The organism is Arthrobacter oryzae (genome assembly GCF_030812315.1).
Classification (GTDB): domain Bacteria; phylum Actinomycetota; class Actinomycetes; order Actinomycetales; family Micrococcaceae; genus Arthrobacter; species Arthrobacter oryzae_B.
In genome coordinates this window covers 75,394-92,847 of record NZ_JAUSSM010000008.1, presented here as the reverse complement: position 1 = coordinate 92,847, position 17,454 = coordinate 75,394, and the positions used below count along the sequence as shown (strand labels likewise).

Genomic DNA, 17,454 nt, shown 5'->3' with positions numbered 1-17,454 from the left:
GGCGGGGAAGGGGCTACGGCGCCGAAGCCTCAGCAGGAGGCCCGGCAGGGTCCATCCAGAAGACCTCCCAAAGATGGCCGTCCGGGTCCTGGAAGCTGTGGTTGTACATAAACCCGTAGTCCTGCGCTTCCTGCGAAGGGGTGCCGCCCGCGGCCAGGGCCTTGCGCATGGTGTCGTCAACGGCATCACGGCTGTCAACGGAAAATGCCACGATCGCCTCGGCGGCGCTGCCGGTGTCCGCTATGCCCTTGGAAATGAACGTCTTGAAATAGCCTTCCACCAGCAGCATGACGTAAGCGCCGTCATTAACGATCATGCAGGTGGCATTCTCATCGGTGAAGTCGGGATTGAAGGAAAAGCCGAGCGCGGTGAAGAACTCGACCGACCGGTTAAGGTCTTTGACGGGAAGATTCAGAAAGAGTTGCGTGGCCATCCGCTCAAACTAGCACCGGCCGCGGGCACGTGTCAGCCCCCGGGTGCCTCCGCCCAATCTGCCCCGCGGCCGCGTCGAACCCGGCTACTGGCCGTAAAACACCCGATCGAAAACCGCGCGCGCCCGCCTGCTGAGCCTCAGATAGTCCTCTTCGAGTGCTGCCGCGTTGCCCGGCTGGTAGCCGCACCAGCGCGCCACGGCTTCCAGGTCCCGGCGCGAGGACGGCAGGAGGTCTGAGGCGCGGCCCGTCCAGATCACATTGGCCGACCTGATGCGGCTCGCCAGCCGCCAGGCCTGAACCAGTAGCGCCGCCTCGTCCGGCTCCAGGAACCCCAGGGAGGCGGCGGCTTCCAGCGCCGGCACGGTGGAGGTGGTCCGCAGTTCCGGGTGCTTTCCCGCATGCTGCAGCTGCAGCAGCTGGACGAGCCATTCGACGTCGCTCAGGCCGCCCCGGCCCAGTTTCAGGTGCCGCGCGGGATCCGCACCCCGCGGCAGCCGCTCGGATTCAACCCTGGCTTTGACGCGCCGGATTTCCCGCACGTCCTTCTCCGACAGTTCCGCCGGATATCGGATCGGATCGATCAGCTCCACAAAGTCGGCAGCGAGGTCGTCGTCCCCCGCGACGGGCAGTGCACGCAGCAGAGCCTGCGCTTCCCAGACGAGCGACCACCGGCGGTAATATTCCGCGTACGAATCCAGGGAACGCACCATGGCGCCGCTCTTGCCTTCGGGCCGCAAATCAGCGTCCACCATCAGCACGCGCTCGGCGAGGATGGCCGGCTTCAACGGCTGGGTCAGCAGGTTCGAAATGTGGCCCACGATCTGGGCGGCCTGGTTCTGCGCCTCTTCCTCGGGAACACCGGGCAGGCCGCGGTAAACGTACATCACGTCCGCGTCCGAGCCGTAGCCGATCTCGCGGCCGCCTTGGCGGCCCATGGCAACCACCAGGACGCGTGTCTTAATCGGGCCCGATGCGGCCACGATTCCTTCGGCCACCCGCAGTGCGCCCAGGATGGCCGCCCGGTCCGTGTCCGCGAGGGCAGCTCCTACCTGGTCCTGCTCCAGCAGGCCGGCGCTGTCAGCAATGGCGACCCTGAGGATTTCCCGGCGCCGGATCAGCCGGATGAGCCGCATGGCGCTTTCCGGGTTCTCGTGCCGCGACATTTTCGAGGTGATTTCCAGCCACTGCGCCTCGAATTCCAGCGGGGCCAGTTCCTTGTCGGTCCCCAGCCAGGCCACGGATTCCGGTGAGACCTCAAGGAGGTCGGCGATCAGCCGGGAGTTGGAGAGCACGTGGCACAGCCGCTCGGCGGCCGCCGTCGAGTCGCGCAGCATTCCCAGGTACCAGTGCGTTGTTCCCAGCGCCTCGCTGACGCGGCGGAAACCCAGCAGCCCGGCGTCGGGATCTACGCCGTCGGCGAGCCACCCGAGCAGGATGGGAAGCAGCTGGCGCTGGAGCGCCGCGCGCCGGCTCACTCCGGCGGTGAGCGCCTCGATGTGCCGCATTGCCCCCTGCGGGTCCAGGTAGCCCAGCGCGGCCAGGCGTCCCTGGGCAGCCTCCGGCGTCAGCCGCGCGTCTTCGCTGCTCAGCTTGGCGGCGGTGTTCAGGAGCGGCCGGTAGAAGATGCGCTCGTGCAGTTCCCGAACGGACCGCTTAGTCTTCTGCCAGGCAGCCAGCAGCGCATCGGGGTGCGGCCGTTCACGCGCGAACGGGCCCAGCACGGCCTTTGCGAGGGCACGAAGGGCCTCTTCCCTGGCCGGCATGAGGTGCGTGCGCCGCAGCTGGAAAAGCTGGATCCTGTGCTCCAGGAGCCGCAGGTATCGGTAGGCGTGGTCGAATTCAGCGGCGTCCGTCCGTCCGATGTAGCCGCCGGCCGAGAGCGCGGCAATCGCCGAGGTGGTGTCCCGGTGGCGTAGGGATTCGTCGGCCTTTCCGTGCACCAGCTGCAACAGCTGGACGGTGAATTCGATGTCCCGCAGGCCCCCGCGGCCCAGTTTGATCTGGCGCTGTTCCTCATCGGCGGGGATGTTGTCCGTGACCCGGCGGCGCATGGCCTGCACCGATTCCACGAATCCTTCCCGGTTCGCCGAACCCCAGATCAGGGGCAGGACGGCGGCCTCGTACCGGGCGCCCAGCTCTCCGTCGCCGGCGATGGTCCGGGCCTTCAGGAGTGCCTGGAACTCCCAGCTTTCGGCCCACCGCGCGTAGTAGCTCTGATGGGACGCCAGCGTCCGCACCAGTGGTCCGGACTTGCCTTCGGGCCGCAGGTTTGCATCCACTTCCCACAGGCCGGGTTCCCGGCCGATAGACATGATGGCCCTGGAAATGCCGGTGGCGAGGGCTGTCCCGATGGTGCTGGCGCGTGCGTCATCCAGCTCGTCCGCTTCGATGACATAGATGACGTCGACGTCGGAAATGTAATTGAGTTCGCGGGCACCGCACTTGCCCATGCCGATGACGGCAAGGCCGACGTCGGCGACTTCCGACGCCGAGAACTGCTCGGCCGCTTCAGCCCGGGAGACGGCCAGCGCCGCCTCGATCGCCGCTCCGGCGAGGTCGGCCAGTTCGGCACCGGCCGCGGGCATGAAATCCAGGGGATCAGCGGCACACAGGTCCTTGACGGCCAGGTCCACCACACCGCGCCGGTACGCGGTCCGCAGCGCAACGTAGGCCTCCGGGCCGGACAGTCCCGCCACCGGCCTGCGAGCCTTCGGGTCGGCCTGCACGGACCGCAGGAGGTGGGCACGGAGTTCCCCGGCGTCGGCGGGAACCGGCTCCGGGCTGGCCACCACGTCGAAGGCGTCAAGGTGCTCCGGATGTCGGATCAGGAATTCACCCAGGGCCTCCGAGGCCCCCAGCACCCGGTACAGCGGCTCGCTCGTATCGATGTCAGCTGCTGCGAGTTTCCGGAGGTCGGGATGCTTTTCGATCAGCCGTACCAGCGACTGCAACGCGGTATCCGGGCTGGCGGCAAGATGGAAGCCCGCGAACAGGGCCTCCTGGTCAATCCCTTCCAGTTCAGGGGCAGCGAGGAACCGCTCCCCCTTGTCCAGGTCACTGAAACCGGCGGAGATCAGGCGACGGGCAAGGCTCACCGCCGCCCCCTAGAGGATGCCGAGATTGCGTTGCAGCTCGTAGGGCGTCACCTGGAGACGGTAGTCCTGCCATTCGGCGCGCTTGTTGCGCAGGAAGTACTCGAAGACCTGCTCACCGAGGATCTGCGGCATGAGCTCGGAATCCTCCATGGCCCTGATGGCGTCGTGCAGGCTGGCGGGCAGCGGATCGTGGCCCATGGCACGGCGCTCGGCCGAGCTCAGCGACCAGATGTCGTCCTCGGCCGCGGCGGGAATCTCGTAGCCTTCTTCGATGCCTTTCAGACCGGCGCCCAGCAGCACGGCGTAGGCGAGGTAGGGGTTGGCGGCGGAGTCGATGCCGCGGTACTCGATGCGGGCGGACTGGCCCTTGCCCGGCTTGTACAGCGGGACGCGCACCAATGCAGAGCGGTTGTTGTGGCCCCAGCTCAGGTAGCTGGGCGCTTCGCCGCCGCCCCAGAGCCGCTTGTAGGAGTTCACGAACTGGTTGGTCACGGCCGTGAACTCGGGGGCGTGCTTGAGGATGCCCGCGATGAACTGCTTGGCCGTCTTGGACAGCTGGAATTCCGCACCGGCTTCGTAGAAGGCGTTGGTGTCGCCTTCGAAGAGCGAGAAGTGCGTGTGCATGCCGGAGCCCGGGTGCGCGGTGAACGGCTTGGGCATGAAGGTGGCGTACGTGCCCTGCTGCAGGGCCACTTCCTTGATGACGGTGCGGAACGTCATGATGTTGTCCGCGGTCTGCAGGGCGTCGGCGTAACGGAGGTCGATCTCGTTCTGGCCGGGACCGGCTTCGTGGTGGCTGAACTCGACGGAGATGCCTACGGACTCAAGCATGGTCACAGCGGTGCGCCGGAAATCCTGCGCGACGCCGCCCGGGACGTGGTCGAAGTAGCCGCCCTCGTCGACGGGGATGGGCGAACCGTCCGGGCCCGGCTCCTGCGACTTCAGCAGGTAGAACTCGATCTCGGGATGGGTGTAGCAGGTGAAGCCCATGTCTGCGGCTTTGGCAAGGGTGCGCTTGAGCACGTTGCGGGGGTCGGCCGCGGAAGGCTCGCCGTCGGGCGTCAGAATGTCGCAGTACATGCGCGAGGTCTGTTCCGTTTCGCCGCGCCATGGCAGGATCTGGAACGTCGAGGGATCCGGCTGCGCCAGCATGTCCGATTCGAACACGCGGGCCAGGCCCTCGATCGCGGAGCCGTCGAAGCCAAGGCCCTCTTCGAAGGCGCCTTCGACTTCGGCAGGGGCAAGCGCAACAGACTTGAGTGAACCCACGACATCCGTGAACCAAAGACGCACGAACCGCACGTCGCGCTCTTCGATCGTCCGCAGGACAAACTCTTGCTGGCGGTCCATTATGGCCTCTTCTCCGGATCAACATGTTGATGCCCCGGGTCCCTATTGCTTAGAGCCGGCGGCAGCTCACGATTCACTTTACTAAGCATTCCCGCTGAATGTTGGAGCCGGAGGTCCGCGTAACACAGCGTTAACACGCACGGCGTCCCGTTGGGGCGGGCAATTGCCCCGGGGCCGCCCCTCGGGACGCCGTCAGGACGCCGTTTTGTGACGCGATTCACCGGCCGGGGAACGCCGCCCGGTAGCTAGGACGCACGGTACCGCATTACGCTCTTGCCATGGCCACAAGCAACAGTTCCGATTCCAGCATGTCCGCTGAAGTACCTGCTCCCTACGGCATCGGTCCCGCCCAGCAGGCCGCAGCAGCGCCGGAGACCGCAAGGAAACCGGTGGCACGGATCCGGACCCACCACCTGCAGCAGGCCAAGGCAAACGGTGAGCACTTTGCGATGCTCACGGCTTACGAGCAGTACACGGCCGAGATCTTCGACGAGGCGGGCATCGAGGTACTTCTGGTCGGCGACTCCGCCTCCAATAACGTCTTCGGGAACGAAACCAGCCTCCCGGTCACCGTGGACGAACTGCTTCCCCTGTGCCGGGCCGTGGCACGGTCGGCCAAGCGGGCCCTCGTGGTCGCGGACCTTCCCTTTGGCAGCTACGAGGTTTCAGCCGAGCAGGCAGTGGCCACCGGCGTCCGTTTCCTGAAGGAAGGCCTCGCGCACGCCGTCAAGATTGAGGGCGGCAAGTTTTACGCGGACACCGTCCGGGCCATGGTCCAGGCCGGCATTCCGGTCATGGCGCATATCGGTTTCACGCCCCAGAGCGAGCATTCCTTGGGCGGTTACCGCGTCCAGGGCCGCGGCGATGACGCGCAGCGCCTCATCGACGACGCCGTGGCCCTAGCTGAGGCAGGCGCCTTCAGCGTCCTGATGGAGATGGTCCCGGCCGACACTGCTGCGGCCGTCGACGCCGCCATTTCCGTTCCCACGGTCGGCATCGGTGCCGGCAACACCACCACCGGACAGGTTCTGGTCTGGCAGGACATGGCCGGGCTGCGGGGCGGCAAGATGGCCAAGTTCGTCAAACAGTACGCCGATCTGCGCACCTCGCTCAGCAACGCTGCAAAGGCCTACGGCGACGACGTCCGGACGGGCCAGTTCCCCGGCCCCGAACACTCCTTCTAGCCGGCCTAGTCCTCGTCGCCCTTTTCCCAGGCTTCATTGCGTGCTTTGACCTTCTCCAGCGCGTGCTCGGCTTCTGCGCGCGTCTTGTACGGCCCGATCAGCTGGGTCCAGTCGGACATGGCATCTTCTTCGACCTCGTGGGTTTTGACGTTGTACCAGTACTCGGTCATCGCTGCTCCTCGCATTCTGCAGGCCCTGGCTGCTGAGAGTGATCCACGTAACGTAGTGCTCCAACGGGTTCCGAAGGGGCTTTCCGTTACATGGGCTTCCATGCCGCCTTATATGATCAATCTATGCCTTCTCTTGCCTCGACTGCACCCACCGGCACGCTGGTCCCAGGAACCGTCAGCCCGCAATTGCCGGTCCCGGCAGCAATTCCCCGCCCCGAGTACGTAGGTAAGCCCGGTCCGGAGAAATTCACCGGCTCGGAAGTTAAGTCCGTCGAGACCATCGAGAAGATCAGGATCGCCAGCCGGATCGCGGCACAGGCCATCGTCGAGGTCGGCAAACACATCCAGCCCGGCGTCACGACGGACCAGCTCGACAAGATCGGCCACGAGTTCCTGCTCGACCACAACGCTTATCCCTCCACCCTGGGCTACCGGGGCTTCCCAAAATCGCTGTGCTCCTCACTGAACGAAGTGATCTGCCACGGCATACCTGACACCACGGTGGTCCAGGACGGCGACATCCTGAACATCGACATCACCGCCTTCATCGGCGGAGTCCATGGGGACACCAACTTCACGTTCCTGGTGGGCGACGTCGACGAAGAGTCACGGCTCCTGGTGGAGCGCACCAAGGAATCGCTCAACCGCGCCATCAAGGCCGTTGCCCCCGGGCGCGAAATAAATGTCATCGGCCGCGCCATCCAGTCCTACGCCAAGCGTTTCGGCTACGGTGTTGTCCGGGATTTCACCGGCCACGGTGTTGGCGAGGCCTTTCACACCGGCCTGATCATTCCGCATTACGACGCCGCTCCCGCTTACAACACGGTCATGGAAACGGGCATGGTGTTCACCATAGAACCGATGCTGACGCTGGGTACGGTCGAGTGGGACATGTGGGCCGACGACTGGACCGTGGTAACCAAGGACCGCAAGCGCACGGCCCAGTTCGAGCACACCCTGCTCGTCACCGAGTCGGGCGCTGAAATCCTCACCCTGCCTTGATTTAACAACCGGCCCGCCGGCTTCTTTACCCGCTACGCCCATTGCCCGACACCAGCCACGAACGGAATCACATTGGCCAAGAAGGACGACAAGTCAACCAAGAACGCCCCGCTGATCGGGATTGACATCGGCGGCACTGGAATCAAGGGCGGCATTGTCGACCTCAAGAAGGGCAAGCTCGTGGGCGACCGCTTCCGTGTCCCCACCCCGCAGCCGGCCACGCCGGAGTCGGTTGCCGAAACGGTGGCCGCGGTAGTCGAGGAGCTCAACACACGGCCGGACGCTCCTGCCCTGGACTCCCCCATCGGTGTTACCTTCCCGGGCATCATCCAGCACGGGGTGGTGCACTCTGCAGCCAACGTCGACAAGTCATGGCTCAACACGGACATTGACGCCCTGCTGACCAAGCGCCTGGGCCGCCCGGTCGAGGTCATCAACGACGCCGACGCGGCCGGCCTTGCCGAAGCGCGCTACGGCGCCGGTGAAGGTGTCTCGGGAACCGTCCTCGTGATTACGCTCGGGACAGGCATCGGATCGGCCTTCATCTTCAACGGCAAGCTGGTGCCGAACGCCGAACTCGGACACCTCGAGATAGACGGTTTTGACGCTGAAAGCAAGGCTTCCGCCGTGGCCCGTGAGCGGGACGGCCTGAGCTGGACCGAATACAGCGTGCTCCTGCAGCGCTACTTCTCCCACGTTGAGTTCCTCTTCTCCCCCGAACTGTTCATCGTCGGCGGCGGGATCTCCAAGCGCGCGGACGAGTACCTGCCGCACATGAAGCTGCGTACGCCGATTGTCCCGGCCGAACTCAAGAACGACGCCGGTATTGTGGGTGCCGCGATCGAGGTCGCGCTGACGCACAAACTTGCCAAATAGGCAGGACGCCGACACCGTGGCTGCCGACGGCAGGGGCGTTGCCATTGTGACCGGCGCAAGCCGGGGAATCGGCGCTGCCATCGCCCTGCGGGCGGCGGAGGACGGGTACGCCGTGCTGGTCAACTACTCCGCCGATGCCGCCGGTGCGGCGTCGGTGGTGCAGGAAATCCGTGAGGGCGGCGGGGATGCCCTGGCCCACCAGGCAGATGTCAGCGATCCCACCGCCGTTGGACCTATGTTTGACCAGGCCGCAACCCTGGGCCCCGTCACCGCCGTCATTAACAATGCCGGCATCACGGGCAACCTGATCGGGAATCTCGTGGACGTGCCGCCGGACACCGTCCGCCGCGTCGTGGACGTCAACGTCTCCGGCGTCATCTACGTCTGCCAGGAAGCCGTGCGCAGACTCGGCACGGGCACGGGCGGGCCCGGCGGGTCCATCGTGAACATCTCGTCCACTGCCACGAAGGCCGGATCCCCGGGCACCTGGGCGCACTACGCCGCGTCCAAGGGAGCCGTTGATGTGCTGACCGTTGGCCTGGCCTCGGAAGTCGCGTCACAGGGAATCCGCGTCAACTGCGTCGCGCCCGGCAGCACCAACACCGGGCTGCACGCGGCGGCGGGCATGCCTGACAGGGTGGAGCGACTGAATCCGACGATCCCCATGGGCCGTGGCGCCGAACCCGACGAAGTGGCGGCTGCGGTGATGTGGCTGTTGTCAGGTGAAGCCGGCTACGTTACCGGAGCCGTTCTACCTGTCGCCGGCGGCCGTTAACCGCATCCGTTTCCCCGGGGTTGGTGCCGGTGGTGGCGTCGGCTTCCCCTCCGTTGCCACCACCGGAGTCTAAAGCGGGCTCTTCTCGGAACCCTGGCCCTTGGCTGCCTTCGCTTCAACTTCCGCTTCATGGCGAAGGATGGAGATGGCAGTCTCAAAGTCCTCCAGGGATTCGAATGCCTGATACACACTCGCAAAGCGGAGGTAGGCGACCTCGTCCAGTTTCTGGAGCGGGCTGAGGATGGCAAGGCCAACCTCGTGGGCGTCGATTTCCGCCGCGCCGGATGCCCGGATGGTTTCTTCGACCTCCTGCGCCAGCATGGCAAGGTCGTCTTCGGTCACGGGCCGGCCCTGGCAGGCTTTCCGCACGCCGTTGATCACTTTGCTCCGGCTAAACGGTTCGCCGACGCCGGACCGCTTGATGACCGAGAGGCTGGTGGTTTCCACTGTGGTGAACCGGCGGCCGCATTCCGGGCACTGCCGGCGGCGACGAATGGCTGAACCGTCGTCGGCCATCCGGCTGTCCACGACTCGGGAATCAGGGTTGCGGCAAAACGGGCAATACACGTTATTTCCTTCCCCTGGCCGGAATTCGCTGGCCGAACTTCGCTAAGCCGAACTTCGAATGGCCGGAATACATTCTTCCAATCTCAGTTTACGACTAGATGTAGCTGAATAACAAGCCTGTAATTACTACATGTAGTGGTTTAGTCCCCGTCGGTGAACCGTGCCGTCACGGCCTCGCCGTGTGCCGGCAAGTCCTCTGCCCCGGAAAGGCTGACGATGTGCCCGCTGACTTTTTCGAGAGCCGACTTGCTGTAGTTGACCACCTGGATGGCGCGGAGGAACGTCGTGACATTCAGGCCGGAGGAGAAAGCGGCCGTCCCGCTGGTGGGCAGCACGTGGTTGGAGCCGGCGCAGTAATCCCCCAGGCTCACGGGGCTGTAGTCCCCCACGAAGATCGCTCCCGCATTGCGGATGCGGGCAGCGACCGCGGGTGCATCCGCCGTCATGATCTCCAGGTGCTCCGCGGCGTAGGCATCGCAGGCCGCGATTCCCTGCTCCAGGTCGTCCACCAGCACCACGCCCGACTGCGGCCCCGACAAAGCCTCCCGCACCCGGTCCGAGTGCTTGGTCAGTCCCGCCTGCACCTCAAGTTCCGCGCGGACGGCCCCGGCGAGGGCTTCGGAATCGGTGATGAGGACCGACGCCGCCTTCGGATCGTGCTCAGCCTGGCTGATGAGGTCGGCCGCAACCAGCGACGGGCGGGCCCCGCTGTCCGCGAGGATGGCAATTTCCGTGGTGCCTGCCTCGGAATCGATACCGACCACACCTTTGACGAGCCGCTTCGCGGTGGCCACGAAAATGTTGCCGGGCCCGGTGACCACATCCACCGGGTCAAGGGCTGCCGCCGAGTCCTCCGCGGGAACACCGTAGGCGAAGGCGGCGATGGCCTGGGCTCCGCCGATGGCGTACACCTCATCGATGCCGAGCAGGGCCGCGGCGGCCAGGATTGTGGGGTGCGGTAGCCCGCCAAAGTCCTTCTGCGGAGGCGACGCCAGGGCAATGGACGCAACGCCGGCGGCCAGTGCGGGGACGACATTCATGATGACAGAGGACGGGTAGACGGCGAGTCCGCCCGGGACATACAGCCCCACGCGGCCCACGGGGACCCAGTTCTGGCTGACGACGGCGCCTTCGCCCAGTTCGACGTCGATGTCTGCCGGCCGCTGGCTGTCGGCGAACCTTCTGGCGCGGTTGATGGATTCTTCCAAGGCAGCCCGCACCGCGGGGTCCAAGTTCTCCAGTGCCGCGCGCAGCGCCGCGGCGGGAACCCGCGGGTGTTCCTGCTCGACGCCGTCGAACGTCTTCGCGAGCTCGCTCAGAGCAGCGAAGCCGCGGGAACGGACCGCCGTGATGATGTCCGTGACCTTCTGCTCGGCGTCAGCCATGGTCTGGTGCCGCGCGCGCGGAACAGCCGCGCGAAGCCCGGCCAAGGAGAGCCGCCGGCCGCGCAAATCGATGGTGCGGTAGCTGATGGCCGGCGTGGTGGTCTGTGCGGGGCGGTCCGGAAAAATGGTCACCCGACCATTTTACGTGCCGCCGGGAGCGCATTGGTCAGTGTTAAGTCCGGGCAGGTCAGGCTCCGGCAGGCGGCCCGCCCCGCTACCAGCGGACCTAGCTGTCCTGCACCGGCGGTTTGCCCATGAGGCTGAGCAGGTTGACCACAAACACTGAGATGGCCACGGCCGCCGGCCAGACTGCCAGCACGGCGAAAGAACGGAGTGAGAAGGCAATACTGGCGTTCGGCGCAGTATCCTCGGCCGGACCCCACCATTGCCCCGCCAGCACGCCGGCCTGCCAGGCGATAACGGCGCCAACCGCCCCGCCGATCACTGCGAGAACGACGGTTCCGGGTGCCGGAGCGCCGGTCCGCTTCCCGTTGAGGAGGAATCCCGTCAGGCATCCGGCCAGCAGGAACAGGCCAGCCAGCACCAGGTCCCGCGGGAGCCACCCTTCGGCATTCGTGCCGGTCGCCAGGGCGGGGTCGCCGGTCAATAGGTTCAGGCCGCCCGGCGCCAGCAGCCACCACAGAAGTCCCACCGGAATTCCGCCAGCGGCAATGATTGCGGGGCGCCGCCATGCCGCCGGTTCCCCGTCTCCGGGGTCGGATTCCCCGCCGGACCGGGCCGCACGTCTCCCCCTCCCGGAATCCGTATCCCCTTCAGCGCGGTAAAGTTCACCATAGGCGGGTGGGCTGCCGGCATTCCCGAAATTGCTCGGATTCTGCGGAACCGGGCCGTTGCCTGATGGCTGTGTCATGAAACAAACATTAACAAACGTTCACCGCAGTTAAACAATTGACGCGGCGGGTAAACAAGTGACGGCCACACCAAGGCGCGCCCATACGCTGGCATGCAGGACGCAACCAGAACAGTTTTCAGCAGGGAGTTAGATCACAGTGACCTCAGACAACGCAGCCTTCGAAGGCACGTTCAAGGAGATGTTCCGCCGGCACGCGGCCGGCGTGGCAATTATCACGGTGAACTACAACGGCGTCCCGTACGGATTCACGGCCACCTCCGTGGCATCGCTGTCCGCGCAGCCGCCACGCTTCACCTTCAACATGGCCCGCAGCTCCAGTTCCTGGCCGGCAGTGGCCAACACCACGCACATCGGCGTCCATATGCTCGGACTGGAGAACCAGGAACTCGCCGACCGCTTCGCCCGTACCAGGAACCGGTTCGAGGGCGACCACTGGGAGCTCGGGCCGCACGAAGTGCCTATCCTCAAAGACGTGGCCGGCTGGCTGATCGGCAAGATCCAGATGCGCCTCTCCTTTGAGAACAACGCCGTTGTAGTGGTGGAGGTCGTCGAAGGCCAGGTTGGCGAGGACGGCTCGCCGCTGCTCTACCACTCCGGCTCCTACAGCCAGCCCGTCCCGCTCGACTACGAAATCTAAGGCCCGGCGGCCTCAGCTGTCCAGGCAGGTCGGCCCGAGCAGCACCTTCAGGTCGCCGAAAAGTGACGGGCTGGGGTTGACCCTCAGGTGCACCGGCAGGCCCATGACTTCCACCCGGGTGTCGCCCTGCAGGTGCAGCCTGACCTCCGAATTGCCGCGGTGTGTCCGCAGCACGTCGCCGAGCTCCGTCACCACCGCTTCGGTGGCCTTGTGCGTTTGCATGGTGATGACCACGGGGCCGTTCAGGCCTTCGCTGAGGTCCGGCACGGACAGTTCCATGCAGTTCAGCGCGATGGCGCCGTCGTCGCGGCGCTGCAGCCGGCCCTTGACCACCACGATCAGGTCTTCGGCCAGCACGGACGCGATCGGACCGTACACCTGCCCGAAGAACATGACCTCCATGGAGCCGCCCAGGTCTTCGATTTCCGCCCGGGCATAGGCGTTGCCGCTGGCTTTCGCAATCCGTCGGCTCAGTGAGGTGATCATGCCCGCAATGGTGATGACGGCGCCGTCCTGCGGGCCGTCCTCCGCAATGATCGAGGTGATGGACTGGTCGGCATGCTGGCTTAGGAGCCCTTCGAGCCCCTGCAGCGGGTGGTCCGAGACATAGAGCCCGAGCATGTCGCGTTCGAACGAGAGCTTGTCCTTCTTCTCCCACTCCGGGAGGTCGGGGATTTCGATGCTCAGGGACGCCTCGGACTCGGCTTCTTCGAAGCCGGCAAAGAGGTCGAACTGCCCGATCGCCTCGTTGCGCTTGAGCGTGATCACGGAGTCGATGGCCTCTTCATGGATCATGGCCAGGGCTCGCCGGTGGTGGTTCAGGGAGTCGAATGCGCCTGCCTTGATCAGGGATTCAATGGTGCGCTTGTTGCAGACCACCGCCGGGACCTTCATCAGGTAGTCCTTGAAGGACGTGTAGGCGCCTTCCTTTTCGCGCGCCGCCACCATTGCTTCCACGGCGTTCACACCGACGTTGCGGATGGCACCCATGCCGAAGCGGATGTCGTTGCCGACCGGGGTGAAGTTGAGCGCTGACTCGTTGACGTCGGGCGGCAGCACCGTGATGCCCATCCGCCGGCATTCGTTGAGGTAAATGGCTGACTTGTCCTTGTCGTCGCCCACCGACGTCAGCAGGGCCGCCATGTACTCCGGCGCGTAGTGCGCCTTCAGGTACGCGGTCCAGTAGGAGATCACGCCGTAGGCGGCCGAGTGCGCCTTGTTGAAGGCGTAGTCGGAGAACGGCAGCAGGATATCCCAGAGGGTCTTGACTGCGGCCATGGAGTAGCCGTTGTCCTGCATGCCCTGCGAGAAGCCGGCGAACTGTTTGTCCAGCTCGGATTTCTTTTTCTTGCCCATGGCGCGGCGCAGGATGTCGGCCTGGCCGAGCGTATAGCCGGCGAGTTTCTGTGCCACGGCCATGACCTGCTCCTGGTACACGATCAGCCCGTAGGTGCCACCCAGGATCTCGGAGAGCGGCTCCTCAAGCTCCGGGTGGATCGGGATGACCTCCTGGATCTTGTTCTTTCGCAGCGCATAGTCGGTGTGCGCGTTGGCGCCCATGGGACCAGGCCGGTAGAGGGCCAGCACCGCGGAGATGTCTTCGAAGTTGTCCGGCTTCATGAGCTTGAGCAAGGAGCGCATGGGGCCGCCGTCGAGCTGGAACACGCCCAGGGTGTCTCCCCTGGCCAGCAGCTCGTAGGAGGCGGTGTCGTCAAGTTCCAGGGTTTCGAGGTCGAGATCGATGCCGCGGTTCATTTTGATGTTTTCCAGGGCATCCGAAATGATCGTCAGGTTTCGGAGCCCGAGGAAGTCCATCTTGATCAGGCCGAGGCCCTCGGAGGTCGGATAGTCGAACTGCGTGATGACCTGGCCGTCCTGGAAGCGGCGCATGATCGGAATCACGTCGATGATGGGGTCCGAAGACATGATGACGCCGGCGGCGTGCACGCCCCATTGCCGCTTCAGGCCCTCGATGCCCAGTGCCGTCTCGAAAACCTTGGCGGCCTCAGGGTCTGTGCTGATCAGCTGGCGGAAGTCGCCGGCTTCGCTGTAGCGCTTGGCTTCCTTGTTCTGAATGTCGGCCAGCGGAATGTCCTTGGCCATCACGGCCGGCGGCAGCGCCTTGGTCAGCTGCTCGCCCATGCTGAACGGGTAGCCCAGCACGCGAGAGGAGTCCTTGAGGGCCTGCTTGGTCTTGATGGTGCCGTAGGTGACGATCATCGCTACGCGTTCGTCGCCGTATTTGCGCGTGACGTAGTCAATCACTTCGGAGCGGCGCCGGTCATCGAAGTCGACGTCGAAGTCAGGCATGGAGACGCGGTCCGGGTTGAGGAAGCGCTCGAAGATCAGGCCGTGGTGCAGCGGATCAAGGTCGGTGATGCGCATGGCGTACGCCACCATGGAGCCTGCACCTGAACCACGTCCGGGACCAACCCGGATGCCGTTGTTCTTGGCCCAGTTGATGAAGTCGGCAACCACGAGGAAGTAGCCCGGGAAGCCCATGGAGGTGATGACTTCCAGCTCATAGTCGGCCTGCTTGCGGACCTTGTCCGGGATGCCCTGGGGATAGCGGTAGTGGAGTCCTTTGTCGACTTCCTTGACCAGCCAGGACGTTTCGTCTTCCCCCTCCGGGCAAGGGAACCGGGGCATGTAGTTGGCGCCGGTGTTGAACGAAACTTCGCAGCGCTCCGCGATCAGGAGGGTGTTGTCGCACGCCTCCGGGTGGTCGCGGAAGAGTTCACGCATTTCCTGCGGTGACTTCAGGTAGTAGCCGCTGCCGGAAAAGGCAAAGCGCGAACCGCCGTTGTCGTAGGTCGGCTCCAGGAGGGTGGAGCCCGACTGGATGGCCAGCAGGGCCTCGTGCGCCTTCGCGTCGTGCTCGTGCGTGTAGTGCAGGTCGTTGGTGGCCACCAGCGGCAGGTTGAGGTCCTTGGCCAGGCGCAGCAGGTCGCCGGTGACGCGCCGCTCAATATCCAGGCCGTGGTCCATCAGTTCGCAGAAGTAGTTCTCCGCGCCGAAGATGTCGCGGAACTCTGCAGCAGCCTCCCGCGCCTCGCGGTACTGGCCGAGCCGCAGCCGGGTCTGGACCTCACCGGACGGGCAGCCGGTGGTGGCGATGAGCCCTTCCGAGTAGGTGTTCAGCAGCTCCCGGTCCAGCCGGGGCCATTTGCCGAAAACCGAGTCCAATGAAGCGATCGAAGAGGTACGGAACAGGTTCCGCATGCCCACGTTGTTGTAGCTCAGCAGGGTCATGTGGGTGTAGGAACCACCGCCGGAGACGTCGTCCTTGCGCTGGCTTTCCTCGCCCCAGCGGACACGGCTCTTGTCACCGCGGGCGGTTCCGGGAGTCACATAGGCTTCGACGCCGATGATCGGTCTGATGCCCTTGTCGGTGGCCCGCTTCCAGAAATCGAAGGCGCCGAACAGATAGCCGTGGTCTGTTGTGGCCAGGGCGGGCATGCCGAGCCGCTCGGTTTCGTCGAAAAGCTCTCCGAGCCGGGCGGCACCGTCCAGCATCGAGTACTCGGTGTGGTTGTGGAGATGGACAAACGAGTCGTTGCTGGAAGTCACCGGACCATTCTAGTGCCGACCGGCGACAGTTCTGGCTCAGGCCTGCCCGGAGGAAAGAATCTCCAGTGCGTAGGCCAGGTCCTGCGGGTATTCGCTGGTCACGGTCACCCGTTCCCCGGTCCGGGGATTGTCGAAGCCGAGCTGCCTGGCGTGCAGCCATTGCCGGGTCAGGCCAAGCGTGGCAGCCAGGCGCGGGTCCGCGCCGTACGTCAGGTCTCCTGCACACGGGTGCCGCAGGGCGGAGAAGTGAACGCGGATCTGGTGGGTCCGGCCGGTTTCCAGGTGCACTTCCACGAGCGTGGCCTTGCCGAAGGCCTCCAGAACCTCGTAGTGGGTCACGGAATCGCGGCCGTCTTCGAGGACGGCGAAGCGCCAGTCATGGCCGGGGTGACGGCCGATGGGTGCATCGATGGTGCCGGCCAGGGGATCCGGGAGTCCCTGGACCACTGCGTGGTACACCTTGTCCACCGTGCGTTCCTTGAAGGCGCGTTTGAGCGCCGTGTATGCCTGTTCCGACTTGGCCACCACCATGACCCCTGAGGTGCCGACGTCGAGGCGGTGCACAATGCCCGCACGTTCGGGGGCACCCGACGTCGAGATCCGGTAGCCCAGCCCGGCGAGGCCGCCCACGACAGTGGGTCCCACCCAGCCCGGGGACGGATGCGCGGCCACACCCACTGGCTTATCGATGACCACGAAGTCTTCGTCGTCCAGCAGTACCTTAAGGCCTTCCACAACTTCCTCCACGACTTCCAGGGGGTCCCGCCGTTCGGGAACAACGACTTCCAGCACGGTGCCCGGGGCGAGCTTCAGGGACTTGCCCACGGCCTTGCCGCCGGAGCTGACGTTGCCTTCGGCGATCAGTGTTGCGGCCTGCGAGCGGGATATGCCCATCAGCCGGGCGAGCCCGGCATCGACGCGCGTACCGGCCAGGTCGTCAGGAACGGTGAGTCTTTCAGGCATTGTGGTCCTCCGCCGGCTTCTGGAGCCGTGAACCGTCAAGGGAAATGCCGCGGAGCGTCAGCAGGCAGATGATCACGACGGCGGAGACTACAGCCGAATCGGCGATGTTGAAGATCGCAAAATTGGGCAGCTGGATGAAGTCCACCACATGGCCCATGGCGAACGACGGTTCCCGGAACAGCCGGTCCGTGAGGTTTCCCAGCGCGCCGCCGAGGAGCAGTCCAAGCGCCAGGGCCCACCAGGCGGATCCGAGTTTTCGCAGCTGGAAGAGAATGGCGATCGAAACGGCGGCCATGATGATGGTAAATACCCAGGTCACGTTCTCGCCGATGGAAAACGCAGCACCCGAGTTCCGGATGTAGTACCAGTGCAGCAGCGGGGGAAGCACCGGTGTCCGTTCCCCCTCCACCATGGTGCTTGTGACCCACAGTTTGGTGAGCTGATCGAAGACGTAGGCGAAAACAGCGAAGCCGGCGAAGAGCGTGAGCAGGACCGCCTTTCGGGGCCGGGCTTGCGTCGGTGTTGGCTGCGCTGCGGCAGGTGCTGTTTCGTCTGTCATAAAGCTTTCATTC

General features: G+C 65.1%; 15 protein-coding genes. 5 read left to right on the top strand and 10 right to left on the bottom strand.

Features of this window, described 5'->3' with window-relative positions; genetic code table 11:
* Nucleotides 1–13: 13 nt before the first annotated feature.
* The 3 genes from J2S97_RS16360 to glnA all read right to left on the bottom strand — a co-directional run bounded on the left by J2S97_RS16360 (nt 14) and on the right by glnA (nt 4,879).
* Entirely contained in the window at nt 14–433 is a 420-nt protein-coding gene (locus J2S97_RS16360) for a VOC family protein (protein WP_307051006.1), read from the bottom strand.
* An 84-nt stretch (nt 434–517) separates the two neighbouring features.
* On the bottom strand, nt 518–3,529 hold the full coding sequence (locus J2S97_RS16355) for a bifunctional [glutamine synthetase] adenylyltransferase/[glutamine synthetase]-adenylyl-L-tyrosine phosphorylase (protein ID WP_307051005.1): 3,012 nt from the start codon (nt 3,527–3,529) through the stop codon (nt 518–520).
* Nucleotides 3,530–3,538: 9 nt separating this feature from the next.
* Nucleotides 3,539–4,879: a type I glutamate--ammonia ligase gene (glnA, locus tag J2S97_RS16350; protein WP_104175506.1), complete on the bottom strand. Its 1,341-nt coding sequence runs from the start codon at nt 4,877–4,879 to the stop codon at nt 3,539–3,541.
* A 278-nt stretch (nt 4,880–5,157) separates the two neighbouring features.
* Between glnA and panB the strand changes: the two genes are divergently transcribed.
* Nucleotides 5,158–6,063, top strand: a complete 906-nt coding sequence (panB, locus tag J2S97_RS16345) for a 3-methyl-2-oxobutanoate hydroxymethyltransferase (protein WP_307051004.1) — start codon at nt 5,158–5,160, stop codon at nt 6,061–6,063.
* A gap of 5 nt (nt 6,064–6,068) precedes the next feature.
* Here panB and J2S97_RS16340 read toward each other — a convergent pair whose 3' ends face one another.
* A complete protein-coding gene (locus J2S97_RS16340) occupies nt 6,069–6,233 on the bottom strand; it encodes an SPOR domain-containing protein (protein ID WP_146072382.1) in 165 nt (54 codons plus the stop codon).
* 123 nt (nt 6,234–6,356) lie between these two features.
* On the opposite strand from J2S97_RS16340, the gene map reads away from it, so the two are divergent.
* The 3 genes from map to J2S97_RS16325 all read left to right on the top strand — a co-directional run bounded on the left by map (nt 6,357) and on the right by J2S97_RS16325 (nt 8,886).
* Nucleotides 6,357–7,235 (top strand): type I methionyl aminopeptidase, encoded by an 879-nt coding sequence (gene map, locus J2S97_RS16335; RefSeq protein WP_307051003.1) that lies wholly within the window; start codon nt 6,357–6,359, stop codon nt 7,233–7,235.
* Between the two features lie 72 nt (nt 7,236–7,307).
* On the top strand, nt 7,308–8,111 hold the full coding sequence (gene ppgK / locus J2S97_RS16330; RefSeq protein WP_307051002.1) for a polyphosphate--glucose phosphotransferase: 804 nt from the start codon (nt 7,308–7,310) through the stop codon (nt 8,109–8,111).
* Nucleotides 8,112–8,127: 16 nt separating this feature from the next.
* Nucleotides 8,128–8,886, top strand: coding sequence for an SDR family oxidoreductase (locus J2S97_RS16325; RefSeq protein WP_307051001.1), 759 nt, complete (start codon nt 8,128–8,130; stop codon nt 8,884–8,886).
* 69 nt (nt 8,887–8,955) lie between these two features.
* Here the strand turns inward: J2S97_RS16325 and nrdR are convergent, their stop codons facing one another.
* The 3 genes from nrdR to J2S97_RS16310 form a co-directional block, all read right to left on the bottom strand.
* On the bottom strand, nt 8,956–9,453 hold the full coding sequence (gene nrdR / locus J2S97_RS16320) for a transcriptional regulator NrdR (protein ID WP_307051000.1): 498 nt from the start codon (nt 9,451–9,453) through the stop codon (nt 8,956–8,958).
* A 140-nt stretch (nt 9,454–9,593) separates the two neighbouring features.
* Nucleotides 9,594–10,970 (bottom strand): histidinol dehydrogenase, encoded by a 1,377-nt coding sequence (gene hisD / locus J2S97_RS16315; protein WP_307050999.1) that lies wholly within the window; start codon nt 10,968–10,970, stop codon nt 9,594–9,596.
* 94 nt (nt 10,971–11,064) lie between these two features.
* Entirely contained in the window at nt 11,065–11,709 is a 645-nt protein-coding gene (locus J2S97_RS16310) for a hypothetical protein (RefSeq protein WP_307050998.1), read from the bottom strand.
* 181 nt (nt 11,710–11,890) lie between these two features.
* On the opposite strand from J2S97_RS16310, the gene J2S97_RS16305 reads away from it, so the two are divergent.
* Nucleotides 11,891–12,349 carry a flavin reductase family protein gene (locus tag J2S97_RS16305; RefSeq protein WP_373460578.1) on the top strand — a complete coding sequence of 153 codons (459 nt, stop codon included), beginning with the start codon at nt 11,891–11,893 and terminating at the stop codon, nt 12,347–12,349.
* 12 nt (nt 12,350–12,361) lie between these two features.
* Here the strand turns inward: J2S97_RS16305 and dnaE are convergent, their stop codons facing one another.
* Genes dnaE through lspA form a run of 3 tightly spaced genes read right to left on the bottom strand, consistent with a single transcriptional unit; the run spans nt 12,362 to nt 17,441 of the window.
* Complete coding sequence (gene dnaE, locus J2S97_RS16300; protein WP_307050996.1) at nt 12,362–15,919, bottom strand: DNA polymerase III subunit alpha; 3,558 nt, start codon at nt 15,917–15,919, stop codon at nt 12,362–12,364.
* 36 nt (nt 15,920–15,955) lie between these two features.
* Nucleotides 15,956–16,882, bottom strand: a complete 927-nt coding sequence (locus tag J2S97_RS16295; protein ID WP_307050995.1) for an RluA family pseudouridine synthase — start codon at nt 16,880–16,882, stop codon at nt 15,956–15,958.
* On the bottom strand, nt 16,875–17,441 hold the full coding sequence (gene lspA, locus J2S97_RS16290) for a signal peptidase II (RefSeq protein WP_307050994.1): 567 nt from the start codon (nt 17,439–17,441) through the stop codon (nt 16,875–16,877). The genes J2S97_RS16295 and lspA overlap by 8 nt, the downstream gene beginning before the upstream one ends.
* Nucleotides 17,442–17,454: the final 13 nt, after the last annotated feature.